Raw genomic sequence first — 21,516 nt, 5'->3', positions numbered from 1 at the left:
CGAGCTGGCGCAGCGCGCTCGCCCGTGCCCGCTGCGTCACCACCCGGCCCCGGCGCCGGGCGCCCCGGCCGCCACCACCGGGTTCCCCGCGCGCGACAGGTGGGACTAGCGGTTGATCACCTCGTCGGCCAGCACGCCCTCCGGGTTCGTCGGGCCGCAGGTCTTCGGGTCCAGCACGACCACGCGCCACGAACCGGACTTGCCGCCCGGCAGGATCGACATGACCGCGTCCCTGCCGTCCAGCCTCACCGGCGCGAAGCCGACCGGCGTCGACGTCACGCCGCCGCCCGCCAGGCACTGCTTGAGCTTCTCCGGGCTCTCCAGCTGCCCGTAGTCCTTCGCCGCCAGCACCTCGCCGAACACCGGGCCGAAGTTGCCGCCCTCCACCTCCGGCACCCCCGGAGAGGCCGACGTGGGGGCCGCGCTCGGCTGGCCGACGACGTTGTCACCGGCGCCCGGCTGCGGCGCCACGACCACGGCGACGCCCACCACGGCCGCCGCCGCGGTCAGCAGGCCCGCGCCCCAGCCGAGGCGCTTGCGCCTGCGCGCGGCCAGGTCGACCACGTTCGACGGGGGGTGCGCGGCCGTCCGAGGGGCCGCGGGTGCGGCGAAAGCCGGGAGCTGCCGCTGCGCGGGGTAACCCGCCTCGGGGAGCGCGGGAGCGACCGCGGTCTGCTGCGGGATGCCCGGCGCGCCGACCTGGGCAACACGACTGCGCTGTTCGGCGGCGATCACGTCATCCAGTCGGGCGGCGATGTCTTCAGGCATCCGGGGGACCGGGAGGTTGCTCAGCGCACCCAGGTCGCTCAGCGTGGCGTCGAGCGCGGCGAGGATCTCCTGGGCTTCGGCGTCGTCGGCGATGCGCGCGCGGAGCTCGTCCTCCTCCTGCGCTGTGAGGGCTCCGGCGTGCAGGTCCGCCAGCAGGTCGACGGACCACGGCGGCCCCGGACGCCGCACATTGCCGGTCATCGTTCCTCCCACTGACGTTGCTGCTTGACACCATCACCTGGGACGTTCGCACTTGCACTCTGGTTCCGGAGGTGCCCCAGAACTTTGGCCAGCTTGGCCCTGCCGCGGGCGCACCGCGACTTCACCGTCCCCTCGGCGATGCCGAGCAACCGCGCGGTCTCGGCCACCGAGTACCCCTCCACGTCCACCAGGACGATCGGGGCGCGCTGCTCCTCGGGCAACTCGTTCAGCGCAGCCTGGACCACCAACCGGGTTTCCCGTTCACTCATTGCGTCACGCGGAGCAACCGGCTCGCCGGGGCCTGCCTCGGGCAGCGGCACGGTCGGCCTTGTTTGTCGCCGCCGCAACCGGTCGAGGCAGGCGTTCACGACTATTCGGTGCAGCCAGGTCGTGACCTGCGACTCCGCCCGGAACCCTGCGGCGGCCCGGAACGCCGAGATGAACGCCTCCTGGAGCGCGTCGGCGGCCTCGTCCGGGTCGCGCAACGTCCGCAGCGCGACCGCCCACATCCGATCCCGGTGGCGTTTGACCAGCTCGGAGAAGGCGTGGGGGTCACCCGCGGCGTGAGCCGAGATGAGTTCGGCGTCCGAGCTGGCTGCGGCGGTCACGCGGGAGAGCGTATCGGCTCCCCGGCGTGCTACCGCCAGTGCGGGTGGGGAATCCCGCCGCCCGCGAAGGCCGCTGACGGCCGGACGGCGGGCCCCCGCAAGTGGGGGACCCGCCGTCCGGGAAGAGCGGGCGGGCGTCCTACTGAGCCCGCACGTACACCACCTCGGCGATCTCGGACTGGCTGCCCTTGTCGTTCTCGGCCAGCTTCGTCACCCACACCAGCAGGTGCTGCGAGGCCTCGTGCTCGCCCAGCTGCAACTGCGTCTGCCCGGCCGACAGCGTCGCCTGGGCGATCACCCTGGTCTGCTCCAGCGGCGCGTCGTTGGACGGCGCCGTCCGGATCTCCACGACCGTGCCCGCGCTCGGCGACGTCACCGACACCGACGCCATCCGCAGCGGCTCCGCGAACGAGGCCATCAGCCCGATGCCGGGCTTCACCGCCGGGAACGGCTGCGCGTACTCCTCGGTCTGCCACACCGTGGTCGGGTTGTTGTCCACGGCCCGGTTGGCCCGGTTCGGGTTGTCCGGCTCGTTCGTCACGTCGTACACGCCCACCGCCGCGGGCTGCACCGGCTCGGCGGGCACCGGGGCGTCGGGCTGCCCCGGCTGGGACGACTGGCCGACCACCACGGTCGGCCCGCTGCCCTTGGACGTGTCCGTGCTGAAGAAGCTGACGATCTGGAAGCCCAGCCACCCGATGACCGCGAGCGTCAGCAGCGCCAGCACGCCGACGCTGATCATCAGCTTCCGGTTGTGCTCCCGCCCGGCGACGGGCCGCTGGGTCGTCCACACGACCCCGTCGTCCTTGCCGCCGCCGACCGGCTCGATCATCGCCGTCTGCGCCTCGGACCGGGAGATCTGGTCCAGCACCTGCAGGATCGCCGCGCTGGTCCGGATGCCGCCCGGCGTGTCCTGGAGGCTCCGCACGGCCACCGACGACAGCTCGTGCGGCAGCTGCGGGTTCAGCGAGCTCGGCGCGACCGGCGAGCCGTCCTGACCGGTCTGCGCCGCCCGGTAGCCCTCGGGGGCGCCCGGCAGCGGCCACCTCGCGGTCAGCAGCAGGTACAGCAGGGCGCCGAGGCCCCGGACGTCGTCGCGCGCGATCGCGTCCGGCCTCGGACCGGGGAACGCCAGCCGCAGCCTGCCCTCCGGGGTGACCCGGACGCGCTGCGGGTGGTCCACGCCGAGCACGAGGCCCGCGTGGTGCGCGCCCTCGACGGCCGCCGCCAGGTGCTCGACCAGCGTGGTCGTCGCGCCCGCGCCCAGCGACCCGCCCGCCAGCAGCTCCACCAGGTCGGTGCCCTGGGTCCAGTCGGCGACGATGATCGCGAGGATGCCCTCGGTGAACTTCACGCCGTTGCCCGGCGTGAGCACCTCCATCACCCGAGCGACACCGGGGTGGGTGAAGCTGGACGCGTGCATGGCCCGCTCGGCGGTCCGCTTCGCCCGCGTGGCCGCCGCGTGGTCGGTGTGGATCCCGACCAGCACGGTGAGGGCCACGTCGCGCCCCAGCTGACCGTCGCGCGCGTGCCAGAGCTGCGCGTCGCACCGGTTGTCCCGCCCGCACAGCGCCAGCAGCCGGTACCTGCCGTCGCCGATGACCCCGCCGGGAACCAACGGGGTGCTGTGGGCCTGACCGCCGCTCACGCTGCCGAGCGTACGGGAAGTGGACGTCGCTCCGCGTTCACCGGCGACGCACCAGGCGGATCACCTTGTCGAGCGCGGGCTTGACCTCGGGCACCCGGAACAGCGCCATCAGCCCGAAGCTCAGCGGGAGCCCGACGACGGTCTGGACGACCAGCTCGCACGCGGCCGTCGGCACCGGGCTCTCCAGCCCCAGCACCGACACCAGGCCCCACGCGAGACCCGTCGCCACGCCGAACCCGATCGCCGACGCCACCACGGACAGGCACACCGTCCACACGGTGTACCCGGTGCGCAGCCTGCCCAGGCGCACCCGCAGCCACAGCTGGCCGACCAGGCAGCCGACCACGAAGCTCAGCGACATCGCGATGGACACGCCCGCCGCCAGCTTGTCCGGGGGCGAGATCGCCAGGAACGCGTACAGCAGCCCGATCCGGACCACCACGATGATCCCCTGGATGATCGTCGGCGTCCGCGCGTCCTTGAGCGCGTAGAACACCCGCAGCTGGAGCAGCGTGATCGCGTACGGCACCAGGCCGAACGCGGACAGCGCCAGCGCGGTGCCCATCCGCTCGCCGCCCTCCAGGCCGGACGCGCCGTGGGAGAACACCGCGACGCCGATCGCCACACCCGCGACCGTCATCAGCGCGCTGAACGGCATCAGCATGATCGTCGACATCCGGTTGCCCAGCGACAGGTCGCCGACCAGGGACTGGGTGTCGTTCTCGGCCGCAGCCCGGCTCATCTTGGGCATCAGCGCGGTCAGCAGCGACACGCCCAGCACGCCGTACGGCACCTGCGCGACCAACCACTGGTAGTTGTACGCGGTCAGCGCGCCCGTGCCGTTCATGGCGACGCGGGTCAGCACGACCATGCTGACGAAGCCCAGGCCCACGTACAGCAGCACCCAGAACGCCAGCCCGCCGAACTCGGCGAGCCTGCGGTCCCAGCCCCACCGCCAGCGGAACCTGAACCCGGTCCGCTTCATCGCGGGCACCATCACCGACGCCTGCACCGCGACGCCGAGCATCGTGCCCAGGCCGAGGATCAGCAGCTTCGGCTCGCCCATCCGCACCGGGTCCAGCGTGATCTCGCCGGGGACCAGCGCGTAGACCGCCAGGGTCACGATCACCACGACGTTGTTCAGCACCGGGGCCCAGGTGGGCAGGCCGAACACGTTCTTGGTGTTCAGGATCGCGCCCAGCAGCGCCGACAGGCCGTAGAACACGATGCCCGGCAGCACCAGGTAGGCGAAGGCGGTGACCAGCTCGGGCTTGGCCTGGTCCGCGTCGCCGACGAACAGCGCCGTCAGCAGCGGGGCGCAGGCGATCGCGATGATCGTGCCGATGCCGAGCAGCGTCACCGCCATGGTGACCAGCCACTGCGCGTAGGACTCCCCGCCGTCGGGGTCCTCCTTCTCGGCGCGCACCAGCATCGGGATGGCCACGCTGGTGAGCACGCCGCCGAGCAGCAGCTCGTTGATCATCGTGGGCAGCGTGGTCGCCGCCTGGTACGAGTCGTTCAGCGCGCCCGAGCCGATGATCGTGATGAGCATCAGCTTGGACAGCAGGCCGGAGGCGCGGCTGACGATCGTGGCGATGGCCATCGAGCCGCTGGCCTGCGCCAGCGACGGCCCTTGCTTGGACTGCTCTCGTGCTGTGGTGGGTCCGCTCAACTCGCGCTCGACTTCTCCGGCGTGGCCGGCATCTGGTCCTCGTGCTTGGTCTCGGTCGCCACCCGCGCGGCCGCCGCCCGCGACGCCCGCACCCGCCGGTAGATCCGGCGCCCGGACAGCAGGACGAGCAGCGCCGCCGCCGCGCCCGTGATGACGATGGTGATGGTCCCGTAGGAGTTGGAGGACACCTCCAGCCGGGCGCGGTCGCCCAGCTCGACGCCGTTCGGCGTGGTCAGCCGCACGTGCACGCTGAACTTGCCGAACCGCAGCGCCTCCAGCGGCACCATGACCTGGCGCGCGCCGCGCGCGGGCAGCACCAGGTCCGGCATCTGCGTCACGCTGACGCCGGGGACGTCCTCGACGACGACCCGCACCGTGATGCGCACGTCCAGCTTGTTGGAGATGTTCACCGGCAGCGGGCTGTTGTCCGAGCCGAGCAGGATCGGGCTGGCCGGCTCCGCCACCGTGACCTGGGACTCCAGGCCGTCGATGCGGTCGAGGCCGATGGTCAGCGCGCGCCGGGCCGCGGCCTCGTCGCCGCGCCACGCCCCGGAGGCCGCGCGCAGCAGCGCCAGCCGCAGCGGGGCCACCAGGTCCTCGGGCTTGGCGGCCTCGGCGTCCTGCTGGCTCATCGAGGACGCGATGTCCTGCACGCCGCGCCACGCCCGAGCCAGCTCGGTGGTCACCGCCGGGGACACCTCGGTGGCGCCCGCCTCGACCGGGTAGCTCAGCGCCGCGCTCTGCCCGCCGGGCGTGGCGTCCAGCAGCGACTCCAGGCCCGCGGGCTTGGCGTAGCCGCCCGCCACCAGCGACTTCATCGTCTGCAGGAACATCGAGATCTCGCCCTCGGGGGCGTTCCACCGCCGGGGCGGGGCGACCACGACGTTCTGGTCGTTGCCCTGGAACCCGGTGCGGAACGCCAGCGCCGCGAGCGCGTTCTGCACCGACACGGCCTGCTCGGTGCTGGCCGTGGTGGCGCCCGCGATCGGGCTGGCCGAGCCGACCAGCGCGTCGGACACCATGGTGTCGACGCGGACGGCCGAGGCCTTCTTGTCCCCGCCGACGGTCACCGGGCCGGTGCCCGTCGTGCCCGCGACGGCGGGCTGCTCCAGCACGAGGCCGGTGACGCCCTGGCCGGTCAGCCGGTCGAGGGTGGCCTGGTCGAGGACGCCGTCCTCGGGCCACACCACGCCCTGCAGCGGCTTCTGGGACTCCAGCACGTCGCCGACCACCTGGGCGCCCTCGGCCAGCGCGTTCGAGGCCAGGTCGCCGAGCCCGGCGCGGTTCAGCGCCACCAGGTCGGCGTCCGCGTCGGCCAGCGCGACCACGCACTTGCCGCTCACCTGCCTGCGCAGCTGGTCCAGCCACAGCTTGGCGTCGTCGGCGCCCTTGCCCGCGCCGAGGCCGCGCACCTGGTAGCCCTGGGACATGATCTTGACGGTGCGCAGCAGGTCGGGGTCGACGGCCAGGCAGACCGACCCGGTCAGCTCGCCGTCCAGCGCCGTCTTGTAGCCCTCCAGCAGGCCGTACAGCCTGCCGCCGCGCGCCAGCGAGGCCGCGAGCTCGTCGTCGGTCAGCACCGACCGGTCACCGGGGAGCTGCTCGACCAGGCGGGGCCGGTCGGCCAGCGGCCACAGCAGCGTCAGCTTCGAGCCGCCGCCCGGCGCGTTCTGCGTCGAACCGCCGGGGACGGTCAGGACCGGCAGCAGCGTGCTGAGCGCGGCCAGCCGCGCCCGCCCGCCGAAGTCCGGGGTTCCGTTGATGTTGGCCAGCACCGGGTAGATGCCGGGCTCGTCCACCCGCAGCGACTTGGGGTCGTTGCCGTGCAGCGGCACGGTCAGGGTGAAGTCCTTGCTCTCGCCGCGCTCCAGCTTGTCGGCGATCTTGGTGAACAGCGGCTGCTCGACCTCGGAGTCCGCGCCCTCGCGCAGCGCCGTGCGAACCTCCTCCTCCTTGGTCAGCGCGTTGCCGCGCTCCAGCCTCAGGTCGATGTCGCGCAGCAGGCGGTCACCCACGTTGGTGACCTTGCCGCTGATCGTGACCGAGTCGCTGCTGCCCGCCATCACCACGCGCGGGCTGAGCTGCTCTACGTCGAGCCTGAGGAAGGTCTGCGGCTGCGGACCTTGCTTCGACACCGCCCGCGTCGCCCAGACCTGGGTCGCGGGTGGTGGTTCTCCGATGGTGCTGCGGGCTTCCGCCTCCGGGGAGTCGGCGCTCGCCGCGGGCGCGGTGGTCGCACCCGCGACGAGCAGCGTCGACACCGCGGCCAGCACGGACAGCAGCCGTTTCACGCCGACTCCGCTCCATCCAGGTCAACGCCGAACTCGGCGAGCAGTTCGGCGGCGCGGCGCACCAGGCGCCGCTCGTCCGCGTAGGCGAGCCGTTCGTCCAGTTCGCCAAGGGGCACCCACGCCACCTCGGTGACCTCCACGTCTTCGTCGGAAAGGTCGCCGCCCAGCGCTTCGAGGAGGAAGTGGTGGACGGTCTTGTGGACCCTGCGGTCCTCGGCTGCGAACCAGTAGTCGATCGAGCCGAGCCGCCGCATTACCCTGCTATGAATACCGGTTTCCTCCCGGACCTCTCGCACCGCGGTCCGCTCCGGGGTCTCACCAGGCTCTATGTGCCCCTTCGGCAGCGACCACAGGAGCCTGCCGCGCCGGTCCAACCGCCCGATGACGGCCGCGCGGCCTCGGGTGACGTCCACCACGAGCCCTCCCGCGGACGTCTCGTCCACCGACTTCAACCGCCGACCGCGCCGCCGGGGCCTGCGCCTCGGGGCCGGTCCGCCGGTGCCGCCGGACGACTGGGACATGGCCCTGATGGTAGTGCGGGGGCGTCGCCACGGGCCGTCTCCCGATCATCGCCGGGGGTAACCGCTTTGCCAGGGCAGATACGCTGCCTCCTCGTGTCTGGTTCGAACGCGCCCACCTCGCGGGACGATGCCCTCGTGGAGCTGCTCAGCGACCTCCCCGTGGCCGATGAGCTCGCCGCCCGCTTCGCCGAGGCGGGGCACCGGCTGTACCTCGTCGGCGGGAGCGTGCGCGACGCGCTGCTCGGGCGGCTGTCCGGGGGTGACTTCGACCTGGACTTCACCACCGACGCGCGACCGGAGCAGATCCAGCGGCTGCTGTCCGGCTGGGCGGACGCGCTGTGGGACACCGGCATCGCGTTCGGCACGGTCGGCGCGACCAAGCACGGCCGGACCGTCGAGATCACGACCTTCCGCGCGGACTCCTACGACGGGGTGACCCGCAACCCCGAGGTGACCTTCGGCGACACCGTCGAGGGGGACCTGGTCCGGCGCGACTTCACGGTCAACGCGATGGCGTTCGACGTGGTGGCCCGCGAGCTGGTCGACCCGACCGGCGGTCGCGAGGCGCTCGCCGCGATGGTGCTGGACACGCCCGCGACGCCGCAGCAGTCGTTCGGCGACGACCCGCTGCGGATGCTGCGCGCGGCCCGGTTCGTGTCGCAGATCGGGTTCACGCCCGCCGACCGGGTGGTCGAGGCGATGACCGCCATGGCGGGCGAGCTGGAGCGGATCACGCCGGAGCGGGTGCAGCAGGAGCTGTCGAAGCTGCTGTGCGGCGCGCACCCGAGGCGCGGCGTCGAGCTGTTCGAGTCCACCGGGCTCGCGGCCGTGGTGCTGCCCGAGCTGCCCGCGATGCGGCTGGAGATCGACGAGCACCACCAGCACAAGGACGTGTTCGACCACTCGCTGGTCGTGCTCCAGCAGGCGATCGACCTGGAGGACGAGGACAACTCCCCCGACCTGGTGCTGCGGCTCGCGGCGCTGCTGCACGACATCGGCAAGCCGGGGACGCGGCGGTTCGAGTCCGGCGGCGGCGTCTCGTTCCACCACCACGAGGTGCTGGGCGCGAAGATGGTGCGCAAGCGCTTGCGGGCGCTGCGGTACTCCAAGGAGGTCGTGGAGGAGGTCGCCCAGCTGGTGTACCTCCACCTGCGGTTCCACGGGTACGGCAACGGGGAGTGGACCGACTCGGCGGTGCGCCGCTACGCCACCGACGCGGGTCCGCTGCTGAGCAGGCTGCACAAGCTCGTGCGGGCCGACTGCACCACGCGCAACAAGCGCAAGGCGAACGCCCTCCAGCGCACGTACGACGGCCTTGAGGAGCGGATCGACCGGCTGGCCGCCGAGGAGGACCTGCGCCGGGTGCGGCCGGACCTGGACGGCAACGAGATCATGCGGCTGCTCGGGCTGCCGCCGGGGCCGCAGGTCGGGCGGGCGTGGAAGTTCCTCAAGGAGCTGCGGCTGGACCGGGGTCCGCTGGACCGCGACGAGGCCGAGGTGGAGCTGCTGGCCTGGGCGCGCGCCGAGGGCGTCGGGTCGGTGGGCTCCGGGACCGCGGGGGGAGCAGCCGGGGCGTCCGGCGGGGCGGCGGCCGAGGGGTTGCCCGAAGGGGCTGACTCTGCGGGCGCTCCCGAGGTCGAATAGCGGCAAAGCCCTGGTCAGGGCGCTGCGGGCAGGAACCGGTCGGATCATGACGACCACCCGGAGTGACCAATTTGCTCCGAAGTGTTAGCGAAGTGACTGCCGGTTGCGAGAGCATGACCCTGTGTGCGCCCGACGCGCACAGGGGGTGATGACGTGTGAACGCCTGGGGACTGTCCGCCGCTCGCGGCACCCGGTTGCCGGACCTCGAACTGCTCGACGAGCGGCAGCGGGCCGTGCTGCGCTGCCTGGCCAGGGGGTTGGCCGACCACGAGATCGCCGGGGTGCTCCGGCTGACCAGCAGGCAGGTCGGCGGGGAGGTGGCGGAGATCCTGCGCAGGCTCAACCTGCGCGACCGGATCTCCGCCGTCGTCTTCGCCCACGAGGCGGGGATGATCCGGATGCCCCTACCGGCGCCCCGCTGAGCCGCCGCCGCCCGGCCGGGCGAGCAGCAGGTGGCCGAGCGCGCCGATCGGGTGGACCAGCGCGGCGGCCAGCACCAGGCCGGGCGAGCGGCCGTCGTGGGCCACCAGCGCGGCGGCCACCGACACGGCGACGACCTGCGTGACGTTGAAGAGGGTGTCGTAGAGCGCGAACACCCGCCCGCGCACCTCGTCGCCGATCTCGGCCTGCACCGCCGCGTCCGCGCAGAGCTTCACCACCTGGCCCGCGAAGGTCAGCAGGAACGCCGCCGCTAGCACGGCGGGCAGCCGCATCGGCAGCCCGAGCCCGAGCTGGGTGAGGGCGGCGAGCCCGAGCGCGCCCGGCACGACCCGCACGCGGCCGAGCGCGCCCACGAGCCGGTCGGTGACCAGGCCCGCCAGCAGCACGCCCGCGCCGCCGCAGGCGGCGACCTGGCCGAGCCCGGCCAGTCCCGCGCGGAACGGGCCCTGGTCGGTGAACGAGTTGCGCATCAGCAGCAGCGTGACCACCAGCGACATCCCGAACGCCATCCGGTGCGCCACCAGCGCGGCCAGCGCCGACCGCACCGCGGGGGTCCGCAGCACGGCCCTGCCCCCGTCCAGGAGGCCGTGCGCGACGGCGGTGAGCGCGCGGGTGGCGCCGGGGACGGCGCCCGCGCCCCGGTCCGGGCCGAGCGCGTCCCGCGCGAACCCGGCGGCCAGCGCGGCGGCCAGCAGCGAGCCCGCCGCCGCGCACGCGGTGGTCCAGGCCGAGCCGCCGTCGCCCGCGCCGAGCGCCCCGCGCAGCAGCACGGCCGTGGCCGCGCCCACGACGGCGGTCACCGAGCCCGCCGTGGTGGCGACCGCGTTCGCCTCGACCAGGTGCGCGCGCGGGACCACGTGCGGCAGCGAAGCGGACAGCCCCGACCCGGTGAACCGGCTGACCCCGGTGACCAGCAGCGCCGCCGCGCAGAGCGGGACGCCGCCCAGCCCCGCGCCCACGGCCGAGGCGGTCAGCAGCACGGACAGCGCCCGCAGCAGCGCGGCGACCACCAGCACCCGCCGCCGGTCCCACCGGTCGAGCAGCGCGCCCGCGAACGGCCCGAGCAGCGAGTACGGCAGCAGCAGGACGGCGAACCCGGCCGCGACGGCCCCCGGTTCGGCCTCCCGCTCGGGGTTGAACAGCACCGCCCCGGCGAGGCCCGCCTGGAACAGGCCGTCACCCCACTGGGCGGCGAGGCGGGTGGCGAGGAGCCTGCGGAAGCCGGGGGCGGCGAGGAGCCCGCGGACCCCGAGGTGGCGCACCCCCGCGTCGGCGCTGGTCACGGACCGAGGGTAGGACGGGTCCGCGGTCGGCGACGGGTGAGCGGTCCGCCCCGCGCCCGCGGCTCTCGCGCCGCCTCACCGCGCGGGCGGTTCTGGGATCATGGGGCCCGTGGGTGCTGATGCCGAGGTCGAACCGGGGTCGCTGCTGGTCGCGGCGCCGACCCTGAACGACTCGAACTTCCGCCGTACGGTCGTCTACGTCATCGACCACCGCGGCGAGGGCTCACTGGGGGTCGTGCTGAACCGGCCCTCCGAAGTGGCCGTGCACGACGTCCTGCCCGCCTGGGGGCCGCACGTGTCGCGCCCGCAGGCGGTGTTCATCGGCGGCCCGGTCGAGCAGAAGACCGCGCTCTGCCTGGCGGCGCTGCGCCCCGGCGAGGACCACCGCTCGCTGGACGGTGTGGTCGGCGTGCACGGGCCGGTCGCGCTGGTCGACCTGGACTCGGAGCCCGAGTCGCTGCTCCCCCGCGTGCGAGGCCTGCGGGTGTTCGCCGGGTACGCGGGCTGGGGCGAGGGGCAGCTGGAGGGCGAGGTGGAGCGGGAGGACTGGATCGTGGTGCCCGGTCTGCCCGACGACGTGCTGTCGCCGCCGGGCGTCGACCTGTGGGGTCGGGTGCTGCGCCGCCAGGGGATGCCGACGGCGCTGCTCGCCACCTACCCCGAGGACGTCCGCCGCAACTGAGCGGACCGCCGGGAGAGGGCGCTCAGGCCCTGGTCAGGACGCTGCAACCGCCGCCGGCGCAGGCGCAGCCGCCGCACCCCGCCGCGGGCTCGGGCTCCGGGACGGCCTCGGCCGCGCGGTGGCCGAGCACGCCACCGGCCGCGCCGATGCCGATCGCGCCGACCAGCCCGACCAGGCCGACGACCAGCGCGGTCTCCGGGGCGAGCAGCGCGGCGATCCCGGCCAGCACGGCGACGGCGGCGGCGACCAGGTTCGGCACGCCTGCCACCCGGTTGGCGAGGGCGAACGTCTCGTCGTCGCGCAGCGACGCCTTCGAGCGCACTCCCAGGAAGCGGTTGCGGGGCAGGGTGCCGCGCAGGCCCAGGACCCCAGCCGCACCGAGCGGCAGGCCGACCAGGAGCAGCACCACGAACAGGACGATGTTCACGCAGACGAGGGTAGGCGCGCCGCACGCGGTCCACAGCGCCGCCCCGTGCTCGTCACCACCGGACGTGGTATCGCACTGATCACAGCCGTCGCCACCCACCGCGTTGATCAGCGGCGATCCGGTCACCCAACGCTACGAAGTTGCGCGGCGCTGCTACCGTTGAGCCATGAGCACGGCGCGCCTGCTCCTTAGCAAGCCGCGCTGACCGGTCGACTCCTGGTCCAGCGCGGCAACCCCTCATGCCTGTCATCGGCTGGGGGGTTTCGTCATGTCAGGGGCAGGGATAGGGAGAGGGAACTCCGATGAGCACGGAACCGGCGGCTGACACGCCCGCCTACCGCTACACGGCGGCGCTGGCGAACGAGATCGAGCAGCGGTGGCAGCGGCGCTGGGAGGAGCGCGGCACCTTCCACGCGCCGAACCCGTCCGGTCAGCTCAAGGGCGAGGTCCCCGCCGACAAGCTGTTCGTGCAGGACATGTTCCCGTACCCGTCCGGCGCGGGCCTGCACGTCGGCCACCCGCTGGGCTTCATCGGCACGGACGTGTACGCGCGGTACCACCGGATGACCGGCCGGAACGTGCTGCACACGATGGGCTTCGACGCGTTCGGCCTGCCCGCCGAGCAGTACGCGGTGCGCACCGGCCAGCACCCGCGCGAGACCACCAAGGCCAACATCGAGACCTACCTGCGCCAGATCCGCAGGCTGGGCCTGGGCCACGACGAGCGCCGCCGCATCTCCACGATCGACCCGGACTACTACCGCTGGACCCAGTGGATCTTCCTGCAGATCTACAACTCCTGGTTCGACGCGGACGTCAAGAAGGCCAGGCCGATCGCCGAGCTGGTCGAGCGGTTCGCGTCCGGCGAGCGCGCCACCCCGGACGGCCGCCCGTGGGCCGAGCTGTCGGTGGCCGAGCAGCAGAAGGTCCTGGGCGAGCACCGCCTGGCCTACCTGTCCGAGGCCCCGGTGAACTGGTGCCCCGGCCTGGGCACGGTGCTGGCCAACGAGGAGGTCACCTCCGACGGCCGCAGCGAGCGCGGCAACTTCCCGGTGTTCCGCCGCAACCTGCGCCAGTGGATGATGCGGATCACCGCCTACTCTGACCGCCTGGTCGACGACCTGGACCGGCTGGACTGGCCGGAGAAGGTCAAGTCCATGCAGCGCAACTGGATCGGCCGCTCCCACGGCGCGCGGGTCCGGTTCGAGGTGCGGGCGGGCGAGGGCGCGGTCGGAACCGAGGAGCGGATCGAGGTCTTCACGACCCGCCCCGACACCCTGTTCGGCGCCACCTACGTCGTGCTGGCCCCCGAGCACCCGCTGGTCGACGCGATCGCCTCCCCCGCGCAGGCGGGCGCGATCGCCGCCTACCGCGCCGAGGTGGCCCGCAAGTCCGAGCTGGACCGGCAGGAGAGCAAGGAGAAGACCGGCGTCGCCACCGGCGCGGTCGCGGTCAACCCGGTCAACGGCGCCGAGCTGCCCGTCTACGTCGCCGACTACGTGCTGATGGGCTACGGCACCGGCGCGATCATGGCGGTGCCCGGCCAGGACCAGCGCGACTGGGACTTCGCCAAGGCGTTCGACCTGCCGATCATCCGCACCGTCCAGCCTGCCGAGGGCTTCGAGGGCGAGGCGTTCACCGGTGTCGGCCCGGCGATCAACTCCGGCTTCCTGGACGGCATGGACGTCGCCGAGGCCAAGAAGGCGATCATCGCCTGGCTGGAGGAGCGCGGCGCGGGCGAGGGCACCGTGCAGTACAAGCTGCGCGACTGGCTGTTCTCCCGGCAGCGGTACTGGGGCGAGCCCTTCCCGATCGTCTACGACGAGGACGGCACTCCGGTCGCGCTGCCCGAGTCGCACCTGCCGGTCGTGCTGCCCGAGGTGGACGACTACTCGCCGCGCACCTTCGACGCGGACGACGCGAACTCCGAGCCGTCCCCGCCGCTGACCCGCGCGCAGGAGTGGGTCGAGGTCGAGCTGGACCTGGGCGACGGGCCCAAGCGGTACCGCCGCGAGACCAACACCATGCCCAACTGGGCGGGTTCCTGCTGGTACCAGCTGCGCTACGTCGACCCGACCGAGCCCGGCCGGTTCGTGGACGCCGAGAACGAGCGGTACTGGCTGGGCCCGCGCCCCGCCGAGCACGGCGCGAACGACCCCGGCGGCGTCGACCTGTACATCGGCGGCGTCGAGCACGCGGTGCTGCACCTGCTGTACTCGCGGTTCTGGCAGAAGGTGCTGTTCGACCTGGGCCACGTGTCCGGCGACGAGCCGTACCGCAGGCTGTTCAACCAGGGCTACATCGAGGCGTACGCGTACACCGACGCGCGCGGCGCGTACGTGGCCGCCGAGGAGGTCGTGGAGAAGGACGGCAAGTTCTTCCACGACGGCGCCGAGGTCTCCCGCGAGTACGGGAAGATGGGCAAGAGCCTGAAGAACGTCGTCACGCCGGACGAGATGTGCGCCAACTACGGCGCCGACACGTTCCGGGTGTACGAGATGTCGATGGGCCCGATGGACGTGTCCCGGCCGTGGGCGACCAAGGACGTCGTGGGCGCGCAGCGGTTCCTGCAGCGGCTGTGGCGCAACCTGGTCGACGAGGACAGCGGCGAGCTGCGGGTGGCCGACGTCGAGCCGTCCGAGGACGCGCTGCGGCTGCTGCACAAGACCATCGCGGGCGTGCACGACGACTACGCGAACCTGCGCTACAACACGGCGGTCGCGAAGCTGATCGAGCTGAACAACCACATCACCAAGCACTACCCGGCGGGCGCGCCGAGGGCGCTGGCCGGTCCGGTCGTGCAGCTGCTGGCCCCGCTGGCGCCGCACGTGGCGGAGGAGCTGTGGGAGCGGCTGGGCGGCGGCGACTCGCTGGCGCACGGGCCGTTCCCGGTGGCCGAGGAGCGCTACCTGGTGGAGGACACCGTCCTGTACCCGGTGCAGGTGGGCGGCAAGGTCAAGGCGCGGGTGACGGTGTCGGCGTCCGCCTCGCCGGACGAGGTCAAGGCCGCCGCGCTGGGCGACCCGGCGGTGGCGGCGCTGCTGACCGGCGAGCCGAGGAAGGTCATCGTGGTGCCGGGCAGGTTGGTCAACATCGTGCTGTGACGCGCGGCTGAGCACCGGTGGCGGGGCCCGCGGGTCCCCGCCACCGCTGTTCGCGGGGTCGGTCAGCCCCGGAGCCCCAGCTCGCCGAGGAGCTGGGCGAGCATCTGGTCGTACATCTCCTCCGGGTTGGTCACCGCGAACGGGAACCGCCCGAACACCTCCAGCGCCACGTGCCCGTAGATCCGCACCCACGCCTGGAGGATGTGGAAGATCGCCGCCTGGTCGAGGGTCCGCTCGTCCACGCGCGCGCCGCGCGCTTCGATCTGGTTGATCAGCACCTGCTGGTACACCGCGAGGTCCTCGTGCAGCAGGTCGGACACGCCCGCGGGCACCTCGTCGGGGAACGGGTGGCTGGCCACCAGCCTGGCCGCGATCTCCAGGAACACCCGGCCGAACCGGTCCCGCACCTGCTCCTCCGGGGCCGCGCCCTCCCGGCCCGCCGCGTAATCGCCGTCCGTCGAGGCGAACACCAGCGAGAACTCCTGCGGGTGGTCGAGCGCCCACCTGCGGAAGCCCCGGCACACCAGGTACACCTGCTGGTCGACCGGCGCGGTGTCCGGCACCTCCGCGAGCAGGGCGCCGAGCGTGTTCTCCAGGTCCTCGCAGACGACCTCGCACAGCCGGGCGAGCAGCGCCTCGCGCGAGTCGTAGTAGCGGTACAGCGCGGGCGCGGTGATCCCCAGTTCACGTGCGATGGCACGGAGAGTTACCGAATCGCGGCCCTTCTCGGTCAGAAGCGCGCGAGCCTGGGTGAGGATGTCGCGTTCGGTCTCCGCGCGTAGCCGTTCTCGGCGAGTGGCTTCGCTCATGTGTCACTCCATCGAGTTGTGAACGGTGTTCACCGCGCGTACGGTCAGGCTCGGTCATCCGGTGAACGGTGTTTACGAAGTTGACACCGTTCACGCAACAGTAACGCACGGTACCGAGGGAGGACGTGTTGTTCGCGAAGTGGGGATCGCTCGCCTACCGCCGCCGATGGGTGGTGGTGATCGCGGTGGTGCTGCTGGCGGTGGCAGGGGGCGTGTGGGGGCTCGGCGTCTTCGACAAGCTCAGCCAGGGCGGTTACGAGGCTCCGGGCAGCGAGTCGGACCGCGCGGTCGCGGTCACGGAGGACACCTTCGGCCGTCAGGACGGCGACGTCCTGGTGATCTACGAAACCGGTGACCCGGCCAAGCTCCAGGAGATCACCACCCGGCTGGAGGGGCTGCCGGACGACGCGGTCAAGCAGGTCACGCCGCTGATCCCGGCTCCCGAGGGCGACAAGGTCCTGGCGGTCATCACGCTCCAGGCCGCCGACTCCAACGGGCAGATGAAGCAGTTGGAGCAGATCGAGCCGCAGCTGCACCAGGACGGCGTCACCAGCCACGTCGGCGGGCTCATCCCGACCCAGCGGGAGATCAACGAGGTCACCTCGTCCGACCTGATCACCGCCGAGGCGGTGTCGATCCCGATCGTGCTGGTCCTGCTCGTGGTGATCTTCGGCGGGCTCGTCGCGGCGTCCCTGCCGGTGCTCGTCGGCGGCCTGTCCATCCTGGGCGCGCTGGGCGTGCTGCACGCGGCCTCGCTCGGGCTGGAGATCAACTCGTTCGCCGTCAACGTCGCCAGCCTGCTCGGGCTCGGCATGGCGATCGACTACGGCCTGTTCATGGTCGGCCGCTTCCGCGAGGAGATGGCGGCCGGGCGCGGCACCGAGGACGCGGTGAAGCGGACCGTCGGCTCCGCCGGTCGCACCGTGGCGTTCTCGGCCACGCTGCTGATCATCGCCCTCGCGGGCCTGCTGATCTTCCCGCACGGCTTCCTCAAGTCCCTCAGCTACGGCGGCATGGCGGCGGTGGCCATCGCCGCCATCACCTCGCTGACCCTGCTGCCCGCGATGCTCGGCCTGCTCGGCAAGAACATCGACAAGCTCGCGCTGCCGTGGGCCAAGCGCGGCGCGCCGAAGGAGAGCGGCTGGCGCAAGCTCGCCGCCACCGTGATGAAGCGGCCGGTGCTGTTCGCGCTGCCCATCGTGGTGCTGCTCCTCGGCCTCGGCTCGCCGTTCCTGAACGTCAAGTTCGGCGAGGTCACCGAGAAGGTCCTGCCCGAGGGCAACGAGGTCCGGGTGGCCGCCGAGACGGTCAAGGAGGACTTCGGGGCGCTCGCCGCGGGCGGGTTCAAGATCGTCCTCACCGGCGACCCCGCGCCGCAGGAGGCGCAGGCGTTCATGCAGCGCGTCAGCGAGGTCCCCGGCGTCGCGGACGCTCAGCCCGGCGCCGAGCCCAAGGACGGCGTGTGGCTGATCAACGCGGGCCTGGACGGCGACCCGCTGAGCGACGAGTCCAAGCAGGCGCTCAAGGACGTGCGCGCGCTGGACCACCCCGGTGACGAGCTGCTCGTCGGCGGCAGCACCGCCGTGGTCTCGGACAGCCTCAAGGCCATCCAGGACGGCCTGCCGATCATGATCGGCGTGCTGGTGCTGGCCACGTTCGTGCTGATGTTCCTGGCGTTCGGGTCGGTGCTGCTGCCGATCAAGGCCGTGGTCATGAGCGCGCTGAGCCTCGCGGCGACCTTCGGCGTGCTGGTCCTGGTGTTCCAGGAGGGCCACGGAGCCTCGCTGCTCGGCGTCACGCCCGCGCCGCTGGAGTCCGGCATCGTCGTGCTGATGGCGGCCGTGGTGTTCGGCCTGTCCACCGACTACGAGGTGTTCCTGCTCTCGCGCATGGTCGAGGCGCGCGGGCGCGGGGCGAGCACCGAGGAGGCGGTGACCACCGGTCTGGCCAAGACCGGCCGGGTGATCACGGCGGCGGCCCTGCTGCTGATCGTGGTGACCGGCGCGTTCGCGTTCTCCCAGATCACCGTGATGCGGTTCGTCGGCGTCGGCATGATCCTCGCGCTGGTGCTGGACGCCACCGTGGTCCGGATGCTGCTGGTGCCCGCCGTGCTGCGGATGCTCGGCGACGCGTCCTGGTGGGCGCCCGGTCCGCTCAAGCGCATCCAGGAGCGGATGGCGATCCACGAGGGCGATTCGGTCGAGGACGGCTCGGTGGAGGACGGCTCGGTGGAGGACGGCAAGGAGCCCGCGCGGGTCTGACCCGACGTGCTCGTGGAGCCCGGTTCGCCTCGGCGGCCGGGCTCCGCGCGTTCCGCGGGGCGGTCCGGCCCGCCGGGGGTTCGGTCGGGCAGCCCGCACGCGAGCTGCCGCCCGCGACGGCGGAGCGGGCGGCAGCAGGCGGCACCCGGCGCCGGTCGCTCGGGGGGCGAAACGACCGGCGCCGGGTTCCAACCGGCGCTGAGCACCGGTGGTCCTGCCCCGACCAAGTGAGGCATACCACCAAAATGACGTAACCGGGGGCGGATTGGCTCCGGAGTGCTACGAATTTGCCGATTTTTTCTTCGCGGCCACTAGTTTGGCGTAGCGGGTGCCCGCGGCCAGCAGCACCAGTCCGGCGCCCAGGAACGCCAGGACCCGCGCGAACCCGTTGAGCGCCGACAGGTCGAACAGCACCAGCTTCACGAGCGCCGCGCCGACCAGCACCAGCCCGCTGACCCGCAGCGGCGCGCTGTCCACGCCCCGGTTCAGCAGCACCAGCGCGGCCACCGCCCAGGCCACCGTGACGAGCGCGTGGCCGAACAGGAACGCGGTCACCGTCGGTGAGACCAGCAGGGCGGCGCAGACGACCAGGCCCGTCGTCGAGTACAGCACCAGCGCGCCCGCCGCGATCCAGCTGTTCGGGCCGGACGGCATCGCGCCCGCCCTGGTCGCCGCCCAGGTCACCGCGACGGCCGCCGCCGCGAGCGCGAGCGCGGTGAACACGCCCGCGACCAGGTCGGTCGGGGTGGCGCGCGCGAAGGAGCCCAGCAGCAGGGAGACCTCCAGGGTCTCCCCCAGCGCGGCGAGCAGGCCGGGGACGCCGAAGGCCAGCGCGCCGACCAGCGCGCCGCGCGAGCGCGTCCGGCCCGCGAGCACGGCCAGCACCGCCGACTCGGCCAGCACCGCCGGGCCGAACGAGCGCAGGCCCGAGACCAGCGCGGTCGCCTCGAACGCGGCCAGCAGGCCCATCGCGGCGAGCGCCGTCGAGAAGGCCCCGCCGAACTCCGGCTTCCCGGTCCGGCGCAGCACCACCCACAGCCCCAGCAGCACCGCGGCCAGCCCGCCCGCGAGCAGCTCGCCCCGGCCGTCGGGCAGCAGCAGGGCGGCGACCAGCACCGGCGCGGGCGCGGTGGCCAGCAGCGCGACCAGGCCGGGGTTCCCGCCGGTGCGCCGGGCGCTGACCACCGCGACCGCCAGACCCACCACCGCGACGGCGACCGACAGCCAGGTCGAGGTGGCCGCGCCGCTCGCGGTCAGCACCGGCAGCGCGCCCAGCGCGGGCGGCAGCCCGGCGGCCACGGCCAGCACCGGCCAGCTGCGCAGCAGGTGCACCGGGGCCGCGACCAGCTGCAGGACCAGCAGGAACAGCACCAGCTCCACGGCGAGGACCCCGGTGATCACCGGGGCGCACACCGGGCAGGCCAGCACGACGCCCACCGCGAGCACCGCCTCGTCCCAGCGGACCGCCAGCCAGAGCCCGGCGCCCGCCACCAGCAGGCCCGACAGCAGGCCCAGCCAGGTCGGGAAGTAGCCGTAGAGGGCGGTGGTGGCGACGACGTCCAGGTAGAGCACGGCGAACCCGGTCGCGGCGACCGCGAGCGCGCCCGTGCGGTTGTCCGGCTTGCGGTTCAGCCGGAGCGCGAGCCCGACCAGCGCGGCGCCCAGCAGCGCGCCGCCGACCACGCGCGGGACCGGGCCCAGGTAGCCGCGCTGCACGGCCAGGACCAGCAGCATGACCACGCCGAGCGTGGTGACCGCGCCGCCGACCCAGGCCAGCAGGCGGCTGCCCGCGCCGTCCTGGCCCAGCCGCTCGGCCAGCGAGACCCTGGGGGGCGGGGCGTACGGCTGGTACTGCGGGAACGGGGGCTGCGGGAACGGGTGGTGGGGCGCGGGCGGGACCTGCCCGGCCGCGGTGAGCTGCGGCTGCGGCTGGGCCTGCGGTTGGGCCGGGGTGGCGGCTCCGACGGCCTGCCCGACCGCGTGCTCGGGAGTGGGCGCGATCGGTTCCGCCGCGGTCACCGCCGTCGTGGTGGCCTCGGGGGTCGGCGCGGGTGTCGTCGTGCGGCGCAGGGTCCGCAGCTCCGCGCCCACCTGCGTCAGGCGGCGGGACAGGGCGTCGACCTCGGCGGCCAGGGCTGTCAGCGGGTCCGGACCGGTCATGCGTCCAGGATCGCCGCGCGAAGCGGACAAATCATCGGTACCACTACTCAACCCGCGCCTGCGCACCCCGGACCGCGTCGGTGCGGCAGAGTGCCGGGCATGGCTCAGGTCCTCGTGCTCGGGTCGGCCAACGCCGACCTCGTGGTGTCCGTGCCCCGGCGACCGGCGGGCGGGGAGACCGTGCTCGGTTCCGACACGGTCGTGCTGCCCGGCGGGAAGGGCGCGAACACGGCCGTGGCCGCCGCCCGCGCCGGTGGCCGGGTGGCGCTGCTCGGCGCGGTCGGCGACGACGGGAACGGCGCGCTGCTGCGGCGGTCGCTGGAGGGCGCCGGGGTGGACGCGGCGCTGGTCGCGGTGTCCCGGCGGCCGACCGGGGCCGCCTACATCGCGGTCACCCCGGACGGCGAGAACTCGATCGTGGTCGCGCCGGGCGCCAACGCGGACGTGGTCGCCGAGGCCCCGTGGGGGCGGTTCGCGGTGCTGGTGTGCTCGCTGGAGGTGCCTGTCCTGGTGGTGGAGGAGGCGGTGCGGGCGGCGTCGGCGGCCGGGGTCCGGGTGGTGCTGAACCTGTCGCCGGTGGTCGGCGTCGCCCCGGACGTGCTGGCCGCGCTGGACCCGCTGGTGGTCAACGAGCACGAGGCGGCCGAGCTGGCGCCGTCGTTCGAGGGGCTGCTGGAGCTGGGACCGCGCGCGGTGGTGGTGACCCTCGGGGCGCGCGGCGCGGCGGTGGTGACCCGGTCCGGGGTGCTGGAGGTGCCCGCGCCGGAGGTGGACGTCGTGGACACCACGGGGGCCGGGGACGCGTTCGCCGGGGCGCTCGCGGTGCGGCTGGCGCAGGGGCGGGAGCTGGTGGACGCGGCGGCGTTCGCGGTGCGCGTGGCGGCGTTCTCGGTGACCAGGGCGGGGGCGCAGCCGTCCTACCCGACGCTGGCCGAGCTGGGCGAGCGGTGAGCGGCGAGATCGTCCCGCCGCGTGGTGAAGCACCCTCGAACAAGC

The 21,516-nt window shown here is 73.4% G+C and carries 16 protein-coding genes; 6 read left to right on the top strand and 10 right to left on the bottom strand.

Annotated features, from left to right (window positions below):
* Positions 1-105: 105 nt before the first annotated feature.
* The 6 genes from CNX65_RS34995 to CNX65_RS34970 all read right to left on the bottom strand — a co-directional run bounded on the left by CNX65_RS34995 (position 106) and on the right by CNX65_RS34970 (position 7,709).
* Complete coding sequence (locus tag CNX65_RS34995) at positions 106-969, bottom strand: anti-sigma factor family protein (RefSeq protein ID WP_096497517.1); 864 nt, start codon at positions 967-969, stop codon at positions 106-108.
* A complete protein-coding gene (sigM, locus tag CNX65_RS34990) occupies positions 966-1,577 on the bottom strand; it encodes an RNA polymerase sigma factor SigM (RefSeq protein WP_015805751.1) in 612 nt (203 codons plus the stop codon). Before sigM ends, CNX65_RS34995 begins: the two co-directional genes overlap by 4 nt.
* Positions 1,578-1,716: 139 nt before the next feature.
* Positions 1,717-3,225: a protein kinase family protein gene (locus CNX65_RS34985; protein ID WP_096497516.1), complete on the bottom strand. Its 1,509-nt coding sequence runs from the start codon at positions 3,223-3,225 to the stop codon at positions 1,717-1,719.
* A gap of 37 nt (positions 3,226-3,262) precedes the next feature.
* Positions 3,263-4,897, bottom strand: a complete 1,635-nt coding sequence (murJ, locus tag CNX65_RS34980; RefSeq protein ID WP_232520110.1) for a murein biosynthesis integral membrane protein MurJ — start codon at positions 4,895-4,897, stop codon at positions 3,263-3,265.
* Entirely contained in the window at positions 4,894-7,188 is a 2,295-nt protein-coding gene (locus CNX65_RS34975) for a DUF6049 family protein (RefSeq protein WP_096497514.1), read from the bottom strand. Before CNX65_RS34975 ends, murJ begins: the two co-directional genes overlap by 4 nt.
* Positions 7,185-7,709 (bottom strand): NUDIX hydrolase, encoded by a 525-nt coding sequence (locus CNX65_RS34970; protein WP_015805747.1) that lies wholly within the window; start codon positions 7,707-7,709, stop codon positions 7,185-7,187. The genes CNX65_RS34975 and CNX65_RS34970 overlap by 4 nt, the downstream gene beginning before the upstream one ends.
* A 93-nt stretch (positions 7,710-7,802) precedes the next feature.
* Here CNX65_RS34970 and CNX65_RS34965 point away from each other — a divergent pair, with 93 nt between their 5' ends.
* Entirely contained in the window at positions 7,803-9,353 is a 1,551-nt protein-coding gene (locus tag CNX65_RS34965) for a CCA tRNA nucleotidyltransferase (protein ID WP_309142036.1), read from the top strand.
* A 155-nt stretch (positions 9,354-9,508) separates the two neighbouring features.
* On the top strand, positions 9,509-9,775 hold the full coding sequence (locus tag CNX65_RS34960) for a response regulator transcription factor (RefSeq protein ID WP_096497512.1): 267 nt from the start codon (positions 9,509-9,511) through the stop codon (positions 9,773-9,775).
* Here CNX65_RS34960 and CNX65_RS34955 read toward each other — a convergent pair.
* Positions 9,758-11,077 carry an MFS transporter gene (locus CNX65_RS34955; RefSeq protein ID WP_096497511.1) on the bottom strand — a complete coding sequence of 440 codons (1,320 nt, stop codon included), beginning with the start codon at positions 11,075-11,077 and terminating at the stop codon, positions 9,758-9,760. The two genes, CNX65_RS34960 and CNX65_RS34955, sit on opposite strands and share 18 nt — an antisense overlap.
* A gap of 100 nt (positions 11,078-11,177) precedes the next feature.
* Between CNX65_RS34955 and CNX65_RS34950 the strand changes: the two genes are divergently transcribed.
* The gene (locus CNX65_RS34950; protein WP_015805744.1) at positions 11,178-11,759 is read left to right on the top strand and encodes a YqgE/AlgH family protein; all 582 of its coding nucleotides are present in this window, start codon (positions 11,178-11,180) and stop codon (positions 11,757-11,759) included.
* 22 nt (positions 11,760-11,781) lie between these two features.
* On the opposite strand, the gene CNX65_RS34945 is transcribed toward CNX65_RS34950, so the two are convergent.
* On the bottom strand, positions 11,782-12,186 hold the full coding sequence (locus CNX65_RS34945; protein ID WP_232520109.1) for an SdpI family protein: 405 nt from the start codon (positions 12,184-12,186) through the stop codon (positions 11,782-11,784).
* 302 nt (positions 12,187-12,488) lie between these two features.
* Between CNX65_RS34945 and leuS the strand changes: the two genes are divergently transcribed.
* Complete coding sequence (leuS, locus tag CNX65_RS34940) at positions 12,489-15,290, top strand: leucine--tRNA ligase (RefSeq protein ID WP_096497509.1); 2,802 nt, start codon at positions 12,489-12,491, stop codon at positions 15,288-15,290.
* A 62-nt stretch (positions 15,291-15,352) separates the two neighbouring features.
* Here the strand turns inward: leuS and CNX65_RS34935 are convergent, their stop codons facing one another.
* Positions 15,353-16,099, bottom strand: a complete 747-nt coding sequence (locus tag CNX65_RS34935) for a TetR/AcrR family transcriptional regulator (RefSeq protein ID WP_096497508.1) — start codon at positions 16,097-16,099, stop codon at positions 15,353-15,355.
* 125 nt (positions 16,100-16,224) lie between these two features.
* On the opposite strand from CNX65_RS34935, the gene CNX65_RS34930 reads away from it, so the two are divergent.
* Positions 16,225-18,360 (top strand): MMPL family transporter, encoded by a 2,136-nt coding sequence (locus CNX65_RS34930; RefSeq protein WP_232520108.1) that lies wholly within the window; start codon positions 16,225-16,227, stop codon positions 18,358-18,360.
* Between the two features lie 279 nt (positions 18,361-18,639).
* Here the strand turns inward: CNX65_RS34930 and CNX65_RS34925 are convergent, their stop codons facing one another.
* Complete coding sequence (locus CNX65_RS34925) at positions 18,640-20,520, bottom strand: DUF2339 domain-containing protein (RefSeq protein WP_096497507.1); 1,881 nt, start codon at positions 20,518-20,520, stop codon at positions 18,640-18,642.
* Between the two features lie 99 nt (positions 20,521-20,619).
* Here CNX65_RS34925 and CNX65_RS34920 point away from each other — a divergent pair, with 99 nt between their 5' ends.
* Entirely contained in the window at positions 20,620-21,471 is an 852-nt protein-coding gene (locus CNX65_RS34920) for a ribokinase (RefSeq protein WP_096497506.1), read from the top strand.
* Positions 21,472-21,516 lie beyond the last annotated feature (45 nt).

The sequence above is a fragment of the Actinosynnema pretiosum genome, from assembly GCF_002354875.1.
GTDB classification, from domain to species: Bacteria; Actinomycetota; Actinomycetes; order Mycobacteriales; family Pseudonocardiaceae; genus Actinosynnema; species Actinosynnema auranticum.
The sequence above is the reverse complement of the archived record's forward strand: the minus strand, read 5'-3'. Positions and strand labels throughout refer to the sequence as shown.

Excerpts from the sequence above, each read along its gene's own strand:
- CNX65_RS34920 (WP_096497506.1), top strand. The coding sequence starts at position 20,620 with ATGGCTCAGGTCCTCGTGCTCGGGTCGGCCAACGCCGACCTCGTGGTG.
- CNX65_RS34995 (WP_096497517.1), bottom strand. The coding sequence starts at position 969 with ATGACCGGCAATGTGCGGCGTCCGGGGCCGCCGTGGTCCGTCGACCTG.
- CNX65_RS34970 (WP_015805747.1), bottom strand. The coding sequence starts at position 7,709 with ATGTCCCAGTCGTCCGGCGGCACCGGCGGACCGGCCCCGAGGCGCAGG.
- CNX65_RS34950 (WP_015805744.1), top strand. The coding sequence starts at position 11,178 with ATGGGGCCCGTGGGTGCTGATGCCGAGGTCGAACCGGGGTCGCTGCTG.
- CNX65_RS34935 (WP_096497508.1), bottom strand. The coding sequence starts at position 16,099 with ATGAGCGAAGCCACTCGCCGAGAACGGCTACGCGCGGAGACCGAACGC.
- CNX65_RS34925 (WP_096497507.1), bottom strand. The coding sequence starts at position 20,520 with ATGACCGGTCCGGACCCGCTGACAGCCCTGGCCGCCGAGGTCGACGCC.
- leuS (WP_096497509.1), top strand. The coding sequence starts at position 12,489 with ATGAGCACGGAACCGGCGGCTGACACGCCCGCCTACCGCTACACGGCG.